Origin of the sequence: Amycolatopsis sp. QT-25 (genome assembly GCF_029369745.1) — a bacterium.
GTDB lineage: Bacteria > Actinomycetota > Actinomycetes > Mycobacteriales > Pseudonocardiaceae > Amycolatopsis.
Genome location: NZ_CP120210.1, coordinates 2,013,229 through 2,026,839 on the forward strand (window position 1 = coordinate 2,013,229; position 13,611 = coordinate 2,026,839).

Below are 13,611 nucleotides of genomic sequence, written 5' to 3' on the forward strand. Positions count from 1 at the left end.
ACCGCCTGACACCGCGGGTGGCCTCCGAGCGCCCGCGGTGTCAGGCTGTCTCCATGACCGACAAGAACGCCGGCAAGGACGGGGAAGACCCCACCGCGGACTTCCTCGCCGAGGTCCGGCCGGAGGAGACTCCGTGGCGCACCGAGCGCCCGCCGGGTGAGGAGGCGCCGGAACGCGCCGAACGCCCGGAGAAATGGAGCCGGGCCAGATCCGCCGGACGGGCCGCGGCGAAGGCGGCGCCCTACGTCCAGGCGGCCGCGCTGGCGACCTGGATCGTCTCGGGCGACTCCGGCGACTCCGGCGACTCCGGAGACTCGGGCGACTCCGGCTTCGGCGACATGGGCTCCTCCGGCGACGCCTGACCCCTTCGCAATTCGGCACCTGCTTGCGATAGTTCGCATAGCGAATTATCGCAAGCAGGTGCCGAATTGCGTTGTTCGTTCAGAGCTTCGAGCGCAGAGTCTTCATGCGCTCGATCTCGGCGGTCTGGCCGGTGACGACCTCCTGCGCCATTTCCTGCGCCTTGATCTCCACGCCCTTCCCGAGTTGGGTTTCGGCCATGGTCAGCGCACCCTGGTGATGCGCGATCATCAGGTCGAGGAACAGCTTCTCGAACGCCACCCCGTTCGCCGCGCGCAGATCCGCCAGCTGGGCCTCGGTCGCCATACCCGGCATGAGCGCGTGCTCGTGCCCTCCACCGTGGCCGGCGTGCCCCTCACCCGGAACCGGCTTGCCGCGATCGGCCAGCCAGGTCTTCATCATCGCGACCTCGCCGTCCTGCGCGACCGAGATCCGGCCCGCGATGGCCCGGATCTGCTCGTTCGCCGTCTTGCCCGGCACCAGATCGGTCATCACCTTCGCCTGCCGATGGTGGGGCACCATCATCGTCATGTACTCGACGTCGGCGTCGTTGGGCTGATCGCGGTTCACCGGGCCGGGAGCAGCGGTACCCGCCTGCTCGCCGGGCCTCCCGGGCACGATCACCGGAGCACTTTGGGCCGTTTGCGCCGGAGTTTCGTCGCCAGTGCAGCCCGAGACCACGAAAACGGCAGCGAGCAATGCCGATGTCAAACTTTTTCTCATCCCGGGAGAACCTCCGTTGGTCGGTACCTACTGAGCCTAAATAAGGAATAAGGTGCGCGTAAAGCTGGGTGGAAGGAGAGCCATATCGTGCCGCAGCCTGGGCTGAAACGCCGCTTGACCAGGGTCTTCGTGTCGGCGGCCGCAGTCGCCGCCCTCGGGGCCTCCAGCGCGCTCGCCGCGCCGGCCGTCATCGCCGAACCCTCGGCGACCACGATTCCGGGCGTGGACGAAATCGTCCACAGTCCGAACCTCCGGTCGATCGCGAACGTCCCGCAGCAGGGACCGTTCACCAAGGACTCGACCGGCACCGACATCGCGTTCACCAAGGGGCACGCGATCATCGGCACGTACGACGGCTTCAACGTCTTCGACGTCCGCAACCCGTACCGCCCGAAGATCGTCAGCCAGGTCCTGTGCCCCGGCGGGCAGAACGACGTGTCGATCTCCGGCGACCTGCTCTTCCTCTCGACCGACGCGTCGCGCAGCGACAACTCCTGCAACAGCGTCGCGAAGCCCGCTTCGGACAAGACGGCGTGGGAGGGCATCAAGATCTTCGACATCTCGAACCTCGCCGCGCCGAAGTACGTCGCGGCGGTCGAGACCGACTGCGGTTCGCACACCAACACCCTGGTGCCGGACAAGCGCGGCAAGGACGTGTACGTCTACGTCTCGTCGTACGCGCCGGCGGCCGACCTGCCCGACTGCCAGCCACCGCACGACAAGCTGTCGATCATCAAGGTCCCCGTGAAGGACCCGGCGAAGGCTTCGCTCGTCGCGACCCCGGTGCTGTTCCCGGACGGTGGCAATCTCGGTGGCACCAACCCCGACGGCACCCGCCGCTCGGCGACCACCGGTTGCCACGACCTGACGGCGCTGCCGGAGAAGGACCTGATGGCCGGTGCCTGCATGGGTGACGGTGTCCTGATCGACATCTCCGACCGGCTCAAGCCGCGGGTCCTCAACCGCGTGCAGGACAACGTCAACTTCGCGTTCTGGCACAGCGCCACCTTCAACAACGACGCCACCAAGATCGTCTTCACCGACGAGCTCGGCGGCGGCGGGATGGCGACCTGCCTGGAGAAGTTCGGCTCCACCCGCGGCGCCAACGGCATCTACCGGATCACCGGCCGCGGCGACGACCGCAAGCTGGAGTTCGTCAGCTACTACAAGATCCCGCGGTTGCAGTCCGAGACCGAGAACTGCGTGGCGCACAACGGTTCGCTGATCCCGGTGCCGGGCAAGGACATCATGGTCCAGTCCTGGTACCAGGGCGGCGTCTCGGTGTGGGACTTCACCGACGCGACGAAGCCGAAGGAGATCGCGTACTGGGAGCGGGGCCCGCTCTCGAACGAGAAGCTCGTCGGCGGTGGCACGTGGTCGGCGTACTGGTACAACGGCCACATCTTCTCGTCCGACCTCGTGAAGGGCCTGGACGTCCTGGACCTCAACGACTGGCGGACCTTCCCGGCGAAGCTCGTCCGGCAGAACGAGTTCAACGCCCAGACGCAGTACAAGCTGCACCCGGGCTTCAACAAGTGATCCCGTAGCGCGCTATGAAGGACTCCTTCCTCGCAAAATTTGCAAGGAAGGAGTCCTTCATAGCGCTTGGGGCCGCTCAGACGAGCCAGGCGGCGGCGTCCGGCGGCAGTTTCCCGTTCACCAGCGGAACGCTCGACAGCAGCACCTCACCGGGCGGCAGCGCGATCGGGCTCGCCGAGGTGTTCAGCGCGCAGACCAGCCCACCGCCGCGCCGCCGGAACGCGAAACATCCCGCGGGCGCGCCGTACCACTCGAGATCGTCCCCGCTGAAGGCCTGGTGCGCTTTGCGGATCTCGATCGCCCGCCGGTACAGCGACAGTGTCGAGGCCGGATCCTCCAGTTGCGCTTCCACCGTCACCGACGCCCACGATGCGGGCATCGGCAGCCACGTGCGCGGATTGCGCGAGAACCCGAACGGCGGCAGGTCGCCTTCCCACGGCAGCGGCACCCGTGCCGCGTCGCGGCCGAACTCGGCGCCGGAGATCTTGGCGCGCGGGTCCGTGAGCGCTTCCGGCGGGAGGTCGACGTTGCCGAGTCCCAGTTCCTCACCGTTGTACAGATAGATCGCGCCGGGCAGCGCGAGTTCGACGAGCGCCATCGCCCGCGCGCGCCGGACGCCGCGTTCACCGCCACCGTAGCGGCTGACCTGCCGCCAGACGTCGTGGTTGCTCAACGTCCAGGTGGCGGGAGCCCCGGTCGACTTCGGCACCGCCAGGGACCGCTCGATGGCCGTCCGCAGCGCGTCCGCGTCGAACTGCGTGAGCACGAGCCGGAAGTTGAACGCCAGATGCAGTTCGTCGGGCCGCAGGTAGCGCGCGAGGCGCTCCTCGTCGGTCACCCAGATCTCGCCGACGGCCATCGTGCCCGGGTACTCGTCGAGCACCTTGCGGATCATCCGGTGGATTCCGTGGACGCGGTCGTCGTCGAACCTCGGGTCGGGGAACTCGCTCGGCCCGAGCGCGTTCACCCGCGGGTCCATGTCCGGCAGGCCCGGCGGTTTCGCCATGCCGTGCGCGACGTCGATGCGGAAACCGTCGACCCCGTGGTCCAGCCAGAACCGCAGGGTCCGCGCCAGATCGGCCGCGACCTCGGGGTTGGCCCAGTTCAAGTCCGGTTGCTGCGGGGAGAACAGGTGCAGGTACCACTGGCCGTCCGGGACCCGCGTCCACGCCGGGCCGCCGAACGCGCTGCCCCAGTTGTTCGGCGGCTGGTCGCCGCGGGGGCCCAGCCCGTCACGGAAGAGGTAGCGATCCCGTTCCGGGCTGCCCGGCGGTGCCGCCATCGCCGATTTGAACCAGGCGTGGGTGTTGCTGGTGTGGTTGGGGACGACGTCGACGGTGACCTTGATGCCGCGTTTGTGCGCCTCGGTCAGCAGGACGTCGAAGTCGCCGAGCGTGCCGAACATCGGGTCGACGTCGCGCGGGTCCGCGATGTCGTAGCCGTGGTCGGCCATGGGGGAGCGGTAGAACGGCGTCAGCCACAACGCGTCGACCCCGAGCAGCTCCAGGTACCCGAGCTTGCCGCGGATGCCTTCGAGGTCACCGACGCCGTCCCCGTCCGAATCGGCGAACGAGCGCACGTAGACCTGGTAGAAGACCGCCTGTTCCCACCAAGCCGCGCCCGTCGCCATCACACGAAGCTGTTCATCATGCTGTTGGCGGCCATCTCGAGATACGCCCACAGCTGTGAGCGGTAGGGCTCCTCGATGTTCTCCTCGTCGACCGCGATCTTGATGCAGCGCAGCCAGGCGTCACGTTCGATCGGGCCGATCTTGAACGGGGCGTGCCGCATCCGCAGCCGAGGGTGACCGCGCTGCTCCGAGTAGGTGTGCGGGCCGCCCCAGTACTGCATGAGGAACAGCCGGAAACGCTCCTCGGCCGGGCCGAGGTCCTCCTCCGGATACAGCGGGCGAAGTACCTCGTCGACCGCGACTTCGGCGTAGAACCGCGCGATGATCCGGGTGAAGACGGGTTCACCGCCGATGGCTTCGTACACGGTGGTGGGGTCAGGTTCGGTCACGGACACAACTCCATTCTGCCCTTGCCTACTGCGGGGCGGGGCCGGCGGACATAAAACGCCCCAGCGGTGGCTCGAAGCCGGCTTCGTCCAGCGCGGCGAGCAGATGCGCCCGCAGGGCGCGTTGCACGGCCCACTGCTTGCCAGGCCGGACCTTCACGGTCAGGCGGAGCTTGATGCCTTCGGGCGTGACGGTCTCCACACCGAGCATCTCCGGCGGCTCCAGGACGTTCGGTGCCAGCCCTTCGCTCTCCAGGAGGGTCTTCGCCTTCTCGGCCATCAGCTCGGTGGCTTTCTCGACGTCGGCGGAGTAGCTGAGCGGGACGTCGACGACGGCCACCGCGAAGCCCTGGCTCGAGTTGCCGACCCGCAGCACCTCGCCGTTGCGGACGTACCAGACGGTGCCGTTGATGTCACGCAAGGTGGTGATCCGGAGGCCGACGGCCTCGACGGTGCCGGACGCCTCACCGACGTCGACGACGTCACCGACGCCGTACTGGTCCTCGATCATCATGAACATACCGGACAGGAAGTCCTTGACCAGGTTCTGCGCGCCGAAGCCGAGCGCCACGCCGACGATACCCGCCGAAGCGATGATCGGCGCGAGGTCGATGCCCAGTTCGCCCAGCACCAGGATGAACGCGAGGCCGTAGATCAGGAACGTCGCCATCGACTTGAGCACCGAGCCGATCGTGGCGGCGCGCTGACGGCGCCGTTCCATCACCGCCGACCCGAGCACTTCGGGAGCCTTCTCCCGCAGCGGCCTCAACAGGGCGGGCAGCTTCGACGAGCCGCCCGGCATCCGCGTCACGCGGTTGATCAGGCGTCGCACCAGGTACCGCAGCAGGAACGCCACGGCGACGATCATCAGGATCCTGAGCGGCTTCGTCAGCAGCCAGCCCGCCGACGCGGAGAGCCATTCGTTCTTTGTGACCTGGAACACCTGGTAGCACAGGCTGCCGACCTCTCGAGTGCAGGCCGGGGGTTCGGTGGGCAGCAGGTTCACGGAGAGAAAATGTCCTTTCGTACTCGGCGGGGATCTCGTTCGCCGCTCAGTGCGGCAGGCGGCCCCGGCGGAGGCGGAACACCCCGCTTCGTGTGGCCGCCGGGTCGCGCGCAGGTGACACGTCCAGTAACACACGTGCGCTCGGGGGCTGATCTGTGGTCGACTATGCCTGCACCGGTGGAGGTGGTCGAGTGCCAGACCGACAACCCATCCCCCTCGGCGTCCCGAGCCAGGCCTTGGCCGGACAGGCGCCGGAGGTCGTGTTGCGCGCCCATCCGGGAGGTGCCCCCTCGCACGGGGCTCCACCGGGCGGGCCGGGAACGCGGCCTGGGGGTATTGCCCGCCCGCCCGGACAGCGTAGAGGGCGGGATCCGTCGACCACGGCGGTACCCACTACGACGACAGCGTCGTCCTGGGGCCGCAGACGGGTATTGCTGTTGAACGCCACGTTCGAGCCGCTCACGGCGCTGCCGTTGCGGCGCGCGGTGGTCCTCGTGATGTGCGGCAAGGCCGAGGTGGTGCACGGGGATCCCGGCGGGCTCGAAGTGCACGCCGCCACGGTCTCGCTGCCCGTGCCCTCGGTGATCCGGCTGAGCACCTACGTGCGCGTGCCCTATCGCGCCCAGGTGCCGCTGACCCGGGCCGGGCTGATGCACCGTGACCGGTACCGCTGCGCCTACTGCGGAGGGCGGGCCGAGACGATCGACCACGTCGTCCCGCGCAGCCGCGGCGGCCCCCACAGCTGGACGAACTGCGTGGCCTGCTGCGCCAAGTGCAACCACCGGAAGGCGGACAAGCTGCTTTCCGAGATCGGCTGGCGGCTGCGCGTCGTGCCGAGGGCCCCGCACGGGCCGCACTGGCGGCTGCTCGCGCATTCGAAGGAGGCCGACCCGTTGTGGCGGCCGTACCTGGGAACCGCGGCCTGAGCAGATCGCGAACACGTCGGCGCCCCGGCTGCCTTGAGGCGGCCGGGGCGAGCCGATGCCGTGATGAATCTCGTTGCGAAGTGCGTCTTCCCCTGCGGGCCGGTCGCGCCCGAACTCAGGCGGCGAGGGAAAAGTCGCTCTGACAGGTGACCCGGGTTCCGCGGGTGACGCGCGTACCACGGGTGACGCGGGTTCCGGCGGTGACGCGGGTGCCGCAGGTGACGCGGGTTCCGGCGGTCACACGGGTGCCGCGAGTGACGCGCGTGCCACGGGTGACGCGGGTTCCGGCAGTGACCCGAGTGCCGCGGGTGACGCGCGTTCCGCGAGTGACCCGGGTACCGGCGGTGACCCGCGTACCGCGAGTGACCCGAGTACCGCGAGTGACCCGAGTACCGCGAGTGACCCGAGTACCGCGAGTGACCCGAGTACCGCGAGTAACCCGTGTGCCCGCCGTCACACGCGTACCGGGGACGAATTCGATTTCGAAGAGTGACGAAACGTCGTCGAAGATCGCCTGGCCGGGTGTCTGGGTGCTCTGCATGACATATCCTCCTGCGACCGGTGCGTTACCTGCTGGGGTGAGAAAGCCGGGCGCAAGGCCCGTACAGGTGAAAAAGCTACGAGGATTTCAAGGCTCCGACAAGACGACAGCGCCGGGTGCGGCCGCCCGTACGTTGAGTTGCAACCTTTCGGCCTTGAGGGCTTCGCCCCAATGTGGGAGCGCTTTCGCGGCAAGCGGCGGACGGACCCCTCCGGACGGTGAGTGGCAGGTCTCCGCGCGCACGCCCGTGCGAGCGGGTGCGGCCACGCGCCATCGGATACGCTCACGCGCGTGAACCTTGTCGAGACGATCCTGGTCTTCGCGGTGATCCCCTTGGTCATCTACGCGCTTTGCGGGGTGGCCACGCTGCGGTCGAAGGGCGCGGGCGTCGCCCGGTACCGGCCGGGGCAGCCGTGGGAGTACCCGGCCATGTGGTGGAGCGCCAACCCCGACGGGGTCGGCGCCAGGTATTCGCACGCGGGCGGCGCGACCGCCGTCGGCGCGGCGGACGGAGCTTCGGTGACGGGAGGCGCTCGTGGCAACTGGTGAACTGACCCCTTCGTCCACCGCGGTCGACGAAGAGCCCGGTTACGGCGCCGCCGTTACCTCGAGCGGCCGGATTTCCGCCGCCAAGATGTACGCGCCGGCTGGGCCGATCAGCCCCTTCACCATCCAGCAGCTCGCCCGGCTGGACGAGGCGCTGACGCTGGCCAGCCGCGAGACCGGCCTGGACTTCAGTGTGTACCTCGGCGACCTCGGCGAAGACACCCGCGTCACCGCCGAGGGCCTGCTGGCCTCGACCGACAAGCCGGCCGACGCCGTGGTCGTCGCCGTGTCGCCCGGACAGCGCGCCATCGAGATCGTGACGGGCTCGCAGGCCCGGTTCCGCCTGCCCGACCGCGGCGCGAAGCTCGCCGTGGCCAGCATGGTGGCCTCCTTCAAGGAAGGCGACCTCATCGGCGGTCTCGTGAACGCCCTTCGCATGCTGAGCGACCAGGCCGGCGCTCCGCAGCACTGAGCACCCTCAAGCACTTTCGAGTGCAATGAAGGGGCCTTTCCTTGCGAATTTTGCAAGGAAAGGCCCCTTCATTGCACTACGGGACTAGACCCCGGCCTGCGAGTCGAACTCACGGGCGGCCAGCGCCCGCACGATCCCGGCCCGGCCTTCCGACACCAGACGGCGCAGCGCCGCCGGGTGCTCTCCGGCCAGCCATTCGTCCGACGCCTCGACGGTCGCCGGCTCGACGGCCCACGAGGGGTACAGCCCGACCACGGTCGGTTGCGCCCGCTCGCTGGAGCGCCGCTGCCACACCTCGTCGATGACCTCGAAGTAGCGCGTCACGTAGTCGCCGAGCAGGTGCTTCTGGCCAGGGTGGGAGAAGCCGGCGATGAGCGAGTCGCTGACCGCGTTGGGCAGCTCGTCGTCGTACACCGCCCGCTGCCACGCGTCGGCCTTGGCCTCGCCGATCGGCCGCAGCGCCCGTGCGCGCTCCGCCTGACGCCGTCCGGCGGCGGTGTCGTCGTTCGCGAGTTCCGCGTCGATCTCCCGGTTCTCTGCCTTGCCGTGCGCGACGAGCGCGTGCAGCAGCCGCCAGCGCAGGTCGGTGTCGACGGTGAGGCCCTCCAGGGGTGCCGTGCCGTCGAGCCAGCCCGCGATGATCGCCAGCGTCTTGTCGTCGAGCACGCATCCGGCGAGCGAGTTGACGAACGCGAGCTGGTGGTCCGAACCGGCCTCGGCGCCCTGCGCGAGCTCCAGCAGCCGCGAGCTGAACCCCGGCCAGCCCTTGTCCGCCGCCCACGACGGGTTCGCGTACGAGTTCAGCGCCGTCTGCGCCTGCAGCAGCAGCCGCTGCACCACGCCGACCTCGGTCTCGGTGTGCACGCCGCGCTGCACCAGCGTGACGAAGTCGCGCGCCTTGAGCTCGGCCTCGCGCGTCATCTCCCACGCCGCCGACCAGCACAGCGTGCGGGGCAGCGGATCGGTGATGTCGGCGATGCGGTCGATCAGGGTGGTCAGCGACGCCGGGTCGAGCCGCATCGTGCAGTAGGTCAGGTCGTCGTCGTTGACCAGCACGAGCTTGCCCGCCGGGAGCCCGACCAGCGCCGGCACCTCGGTGCGCTCGCCGTCCACGTCGAGTTCGACGCGGTGCTTGCGGACGATCTTGCCGTTCTCGTCCTCGTCGTAGACGCCGACCGCGACGCGGTGCGCGCGCAGCTCGCCGGCACCCGGCTTGGCGCCGGTCTGGGTGATGGCGAAGGCGGTGTACTTCCCGTCGGCGCCGACCTCGTAGCGCGGGCTCAGCGAGTTGAGGCCGGTGGTCTCCAGCCACTGCGCGCTCCACCACGACAGGTCGCGGCCGGAGGCCTCTTCCAGCGCGCCCAGCAGATCCGCCAGGGTCGCGTTGCCCCAGGCGTGCTTGCCGAAGTAGACCTTCAAGCCTTCGAGGAAGTGGTCGAGCCCGACGTAGGCGACGAGCTGCTTGAGGACGCTCGCGCCCTTGGCGTAGGTGATCCCGTCGAAGTTCACCTCGACCGCGTGCAGGTCGACGATGTCCGCGGCGATCGGATGCGTCGAGGGCAGCTGGTCCTGCCGATACGCCCACGACTTCTCGATGTTCGCGAAACTGGTCCACGCGTTCTTGTATTCGGTCGCCTCGGCCTGGGCCAGCACGCTCGCGAAGGTCGCGAACGACTCGTTCAGCCACAGGTCGTCCCACCAGCGCATGGTGACCAGGTCGCCGAACCACATGTGCGCCATCTCGTGCAGCAGGGTCTCGGCGCGGCGCTCGTAGTAGTAGCGCGTGACACGACTCCGGAAGACGTAGTCCTCCAGGAAGGTGACGGCGCCGGCGTTCTCCATCGCGCCCGCGTTGAACTCCGGCACGAACAGCTGGTCGTACTTGGAGAACGGGTACGGGGTGGCGAACTTCTCGTGGTAGAAGGCGAAACCCTGTTTGGTCTCGGTGAACAGCCGGTCCGCGTCCATGTGCTCGGCGAGCGAGGCACGGCAGTAGATGCCCAGCGGGATCGTGCGGTGGGAGTCGGAGAACTCGTCGCGCCACTCGCTGTACGGGCCCGCGATCAACGCGACGAGGTAGGTCGAGATCCGTTCGGACACCTCGAACACGGTGCGGACGGCCCCTTCCGGGGTCTCCTCGGCCGACTCGATCAGCGCGTTCGAAATGACCTTCCAGTCCTTCGGCGCGAGGACGGTGAGCCGGTAGACCGACTTGAGGTCGGGCTGGTCGAAGCAGGCGAACATGCGCTTCGCGTCCGCGGTCTCGAACTGCGTGTAGAGGTAGACGCCGTCGTCGACCGGGTCGACGAAGCGGTGCAGCCCCTCGCCGGTGTTCATGTACCGGCAGACCGCGTCCACGACGAGCTCGTTCGACCCGGCGAGCGCGGGCAGCTCTATGCCCTTGTCCTCGACGTACCCGCTGACGTCGAGTTCCGTCCCGTTGAGGACGGCCGACTCGATCCCCTCGGCGACGATGTCGACCCACGACGCTTCGCCGCTTCTGGCGCTCGCGAACTTGATCGTCGTCTTCGACGTGAAGGTCTTCTCACCGGGACCGCCACGGCCGTCGGTCAGATCCAGCTCGATGTCGTAGGACTCGACGTCGAGCAGGTCCGCACGCAGCTTGGCTTGGTCTCGGGTCAGGTTGGGGGCGGGCACTGGCACCTCTGGTCATCGGTATCGGTTTTGGTTTCCAACTACTGGCATCCAATCATGTCCGGGCCGTCGCTGACGACGGGAACAACGCCGATGGCCGCGATGTTGGCTCGCTGTGTAGCACTCCGTGCGTACCGGCCCACCCAAGACGATGGCACTGGGAGAACCTGATGACCGCCCCGTCCGAGAAGACCAAGGTCGACTTCTACTTCGATCCGATCTGCCCATTCGCCTGGATCAGTTCGCGCTGGATCCTCGAGGTGGAGAAGCACCGCGACCTCGACCTGAGGTTCCGGATCATGAGCCTGTCCGAGCTGAACAGCGGTCGCGACGACCTGCCTGAGCAGTACAAGGAGCTGTTGGACCGCGGCTGGGGCCCCGTCCGCGTCGCCACCGCGCTGGCGCAGAAGAACGGCGAGGAGGCGCTGCGCGACTTCTACACGGAGTTCGGCACGCGCCATCACAACCGGGGTGACAAGGACATCCCGAAGGTCATCAAGGAGGCCCTCGAGGCCATCGGCGCCCCGGCCGAGCTGGCCGAGGCCGCGGAGTCGACCGAGTACGACGAAGCGCTGAAAAAGAGTCACTACGAAGGTATGAATCCGGTCGGAATGGACGTCGGTACCCCGACCATCCACATCGACGGCGTCGCCTTCTTCGGCCCCGTGCTCAGCTCGATCCCTCGGGGCGAAGACGCCGTCAAGGTGTTCGACGGCGCCCGCGCGCTGGCGAGCTACCCCGACTTCTTCGAGCTGAAGCGCACCCGCTCCGGTGAATTGAACTTCGACTAAGGGGTTCCCAAGGCGGCCCTGGTGACATCGTCGGGGTAGGAGGATCTCGCGACGGCTTCGTCCGTCGTGAGGTCTCCGGCCGCGACCTGGCTCTTGAGCGCGACGAGCGCACGCAGCCCGTCGCGATGTTCTTCGATGAACGCGGTGCCGACGGGATCACCGTGCCCGGCCACGATGGTCTTCGGCTCCAGCGCGAGGATCGCGTCCATCACGTCCGGCCATTCGGCCAGGAAACTGCCGTCATTGAAGGAGAACGCACTGAAGCCGGCTTCGGCGTTCTCGACCGCGTCGCCCGCGTAGACGACACCCGCGTCGGGCACCTGCACGAACAGGTCGTGATCGGTGTGGGCCCGGCCGAGGAACCGCAGCACGACGATGCGGCCGCCGAGGTCCATCTCGGCGGTGTCGGTGACCGCCTTGTCCGGCAAGGTGATCTGGGTGCGTTCCAGCGCCTCCGCCATCTCCGGCCGGTCTTCGCCGAGATAGTGCTGGATCCACTTGAGCCGCGCGCCCTCCCCGTAGGTGGCCAGCTCGGCCGAGCACGCTTCGTGCGCCCAGACGTCACACGGCAGGAACGCCGTCGTGCCGAAGGCGTGGTCGAAATGCGCGTGGGTGTAGACGACCGACCACGGCAGCTGCGTGATCTCCCGTACCGCCGCGGCCAGTTCGGCGCCTTGGTCGACATCACCGCGGACGTCGACGACCAGACAACGCTCACTGCCCACGACGAGGCCGACGGTCAGGTCCAGCTCCTCGTAACGCCGGGCGTACACGCCGTCCGCGAGTTCGAGCCAAGTCACGAATCCTCCAGAATTCCCTTGTGCAGCAGGGGAACCATGCTGCTTGTATCGAGCTTCGCGGCGAGTGTCACGTCGTTCGCGTGCCCGGCCGCGGCGAGCTCACGTCCCGAAGCACACTCTGTCAGTGCTTCGGCGATGTCAATGGATTTCGCCGCGAAGGCCGCGAGACGGGCTTCGGCGGACAGACGGCCGTAGCCGTCCAGTGCCGCGACGATCGCTCCAGCGCCGAGCTGATCCTCCACACACGGCCGCAACGGCCCGAAGGTCTTCACTTCGGTGTGGATGTCGATGCCCCAGCGTTCCCCGGCCGGAATGACGCCGATCGGACGTCCGTCCGCCAGTTCCGCCGCGCGGGTGGCGACGGCGGTCGCGTTGCGCAGGCAACCCGCCAGGACGACGGCACCGGTCGTGGCGGCGGCGTCGCAGAGCGTGGCACCGTTGGGAGAAGGGAGCGCGAGGAGGGTGCCGGAAGGGATCTCCGTCACAGACGAAGGGCGCAAGGTCCAGTGTTTTTCACCCGCGAGGATGGCGCCCCGCTCCTTCGCGGCTTCCGCACCGCGCCGATCGCGCCAGCGGACGGGCAGCACCCTGCCGCCGTTGCCGAGGACGAGATCCGTCGTGGTGCAGAAGGAAAGTACGTCGACCACGACGAGGACGGCGCAGTCCGCGCCCAGCGCGCCGACTCCCTCGGTGCCCCATTCGAGTCTGATGTCCACCCCCACAGCATGCTCGCCCCGGAACGTGATGGCAGACTCCGCGCTGTGCGTGTCTACCTTGGCTCCGACCATGCCGGTTTCGAACTGAAGAACCACCTCGTGGCCCACCTCAAGGAACAGGGCCACGACGTCGAGGACGTCGGTCCCTTCGTCTACGACGCGGCCGACGACTACCCGGCGTTCTGCATCGAGGCGGCTCGCCGCGTCGTCGCGGACGAGGGCAGCCTCGGCGTCGTCGTCGGCGGCTCCGGCAACGGCGAGCAGATCGCGGCCAACAAGGTGAAGGGCGCTCGCGCCGGCCTCGCGTGGAGCGTCGAGACGGCGAAGCTCACCCGCGAGCACAACCACGCCCAGCTGATCGGCGTCGGCGCGCGGATGCACACCACCGAAGAGGCCACGGAGATCGTCGAGGCGTTCCTCGCGACCCCGCCGAGCCCGGACGAGCGCCACGGCCGTCGCGTCCAGCAGATCCTGGACTACGAGAACACCGGCTGGCCGCCGCCGCTGCCCGAGCACTGAC

14 protein-coding genes are annotated in these 13,611 nt (G+C 68.4%); 7 read left to right on the plus strand and 7 right to left on the minus strand.

The window, feature by feature from the left end:
* Positions 1–53: 53 nt before the first annotated feature.
* Entirely contained in the window at positions 54–362 is a 309-nt protein-coding gene (locus tag P3102_RS09310; RefSeq protein WP_276368201.1) for a hypothetical protein, read from the plus strand.
* Positions 363–441: 79 nt separating this feature from the next.
* On the opposite strand, the gene P3102_RS09315 is transcribed toward P3102_RS09310, so the two are convergent.
* The gene (locus tag P3102_RS09315; protein ID WP_276368203.1) at positions 442–1,083 is read right to left on the minus strand and encodes a DUF305 domain-containing protein; all 642 of its coding nucleotides are present in this window, start codon (positions 1,081–1,083) and stop codon (positions 442–444) included.
* Between the two features lie 87 nt (positions 1,084–1,170).
* Between P3102_RS09315 and P3102_RS09320 the strand changes: the two genes are divergently transcribed.
* The gene (locus P3102_RS09320) at positions 1,171–2,622 is read left to right on the plus strand and encodes a hypothetical protein (RefSeq protein ID WP_276368205.1); all 1,452 of its coding nucleotides are present in this window, start codon (positions 1,171–1,173) and stop codon (positions 2,620–2,622) included.
* A 76-nt stretch (positions 2,623–2,698) separates the two neighbouring features.
* Here the strand turns inward: P3102_RS09320 and P3102_RS09325 are convergent, their stop codons facing one another.
* Genes P3102_RS09325 through P3102_RS09335 form a run of 3 tightly spaced genes read right to left on the minus strand, consistent with a single transcriptional unit; the run spans position 2,699 to position 5,644 of the window.
* Entirely contained in the window at positions 2,699–4,252 is a 1,554-nt protein-coding gene (locus P3102_RS09325; RefSeq protein WP_276368206.1) for a glycoside hydrolase family 13 protein, read from the minus strand.
* Positions 4,252–4,647: a globin gene (locus P3102_RS09330; RefSeq protein WP_276368208.1), complete on the minus strand. Its 396-nt coding sequence runs from the start codon at positions 4,645–4,647 to the stop codon at positions 4,252–4,254. The genes P3102_RS09325 and P3102_RS09330 overlap by 1 nt, the downstream gene beginning before the upstream one ends.
* Before the next feature lie 19 nt (positions 4,648–4,666).
* Complete coding sequence (locus tag P3102_RS09335; protein ID WP_276368209.1) at positions 4,667–5,644, minus strand: mechanosensitive ion channel family protein; 978 nt, start codon at positions 5,642–5,644, stop codon at positions 4,667–4,669.
* Positions 5,645–6,075: 431 nt separating this feature from the next.
* On the opposite strand from P3102_RS09335, the gene P3102_RS09340 reads away from it, so the two are divergent.
* The 3 genes from P3102_RS09340 (at position 6,076) to P3102_RS09350 (ending at position 8,129) form a co-directional block, all read left to right on the plus strand.
* A complete protein-coding gene (locus tag P3102_RS09340) occupies positions 6,076–6,570 on the plus strand; it encodes an HNH endonuclease (protein ID WP_346660172.1) in 495 nt (164 codons plus the stop codon).
* Between the two features lie 832 nt (positions 6,571–7,402).
* On the plus strand, positions 7,403–7,660 hold the full coding sequence (locus P3102_RS09345; RefSeq protein WP_276368213.1) for a hypothetical protein: 258 nt from the start codon (positions 7,403–7,405) through the stop codon (positions 7,658–7,660).
* Positions 7,647–8,129 carry a DUF5130 family protein gene (locus P3102_RS09350; RefSeq protein ID WP_276368214.1) on the plus strand — a complete coding sequence of 161 codons (483 nt, stop codon included), beginning with the start codon at positions 7,647–7,649 and terminating at the stop codon, positions 8,127–8,129. Before P3102_RS09345 ends, P3102_RS09350 begins: the two co-directional genes overlap by 14 nt.
* A gap of 84 nt (positions 8,130–8,213) precedes the next feature.
* Here P3102_RS09350 and pepN read toward each other — a convergent pair whose 3' ends face one another.
* The gene (gene pepN / locus P3102_RS09355) at positions 8,214–10,787 is read right to left on the minus strand and encodes an aminopeptidase N (RefSeq protein ID WP_276368216.1); all 2,574 of its coding nucleotides are present in this window, start codon (positions 10,785–10,787) and stop codon (positions 8,214–8,216) included.
* Between the two features lie 167 nt (positions 10,788–10,954).
* Between pepN and P3102_RS09360 the strand changes: the two genes are divergently transcribed.
* Complete coding sequence (locus P3102_RS09360) at positions 10,955–11,575, plus strand: disulfide bond formation protein DsbA (protein WP_276368217.1); 621 nt, start codon at positions 10,955–10,957, stop codon at positions 11,573–11,575.
* Here the strand turns inward: P3102_RS09360 and P3102_RS09365 are convergent.
* Both P3102_RS09365 and P3102_RS09370 read right to left on the minus strand, forming a co-directional pair.
* Positions 11,572–12,375, minus strand: a complete 804-nt coding sequence (locus P3102_RS09365) for an MBL fold metallo-hydrolase (protein WP_276368219.1) — start codon at positions 12,373–12,375, stop codon at positions 11,572–11,574. The genes P3102_RS09360 and P3102_RS09365 overlap by 4 nt on opposite strands.
* Positions 12,372–13,091, minus strand: a complete 720-nt coding sequence (locus P3102_RS09370) for a 2-phosphosulfolactate phosphatase (protein WP_276368220.1) — start codon at positions 13,089–13,091, stop codon at positions 12,372–12,374. The genes P3102_RS09365 and P3102_RS09370 overlap by 4 nt, the downstream gene beginning before the upstream one ends.
* 45 nt (positions 13,092–13,136) lie before the next feature.
* Between P3102_RS09370 and P3102_RS09375 the strand changes: the two genes are divergently transcribed.
* On the plus strand, positions 13,137–13,610 hold the full coding sequence (locus P3102_RS09375) for a ribose-5-phosphate isomerase (RefSeq protein WP_276368222.1): 474 nt from the start codon (positions 13,137–13,139) through the stop codon (positions 13,608–13,610).
* Position 13,611 lies beyond the last annotated feature (1 nt).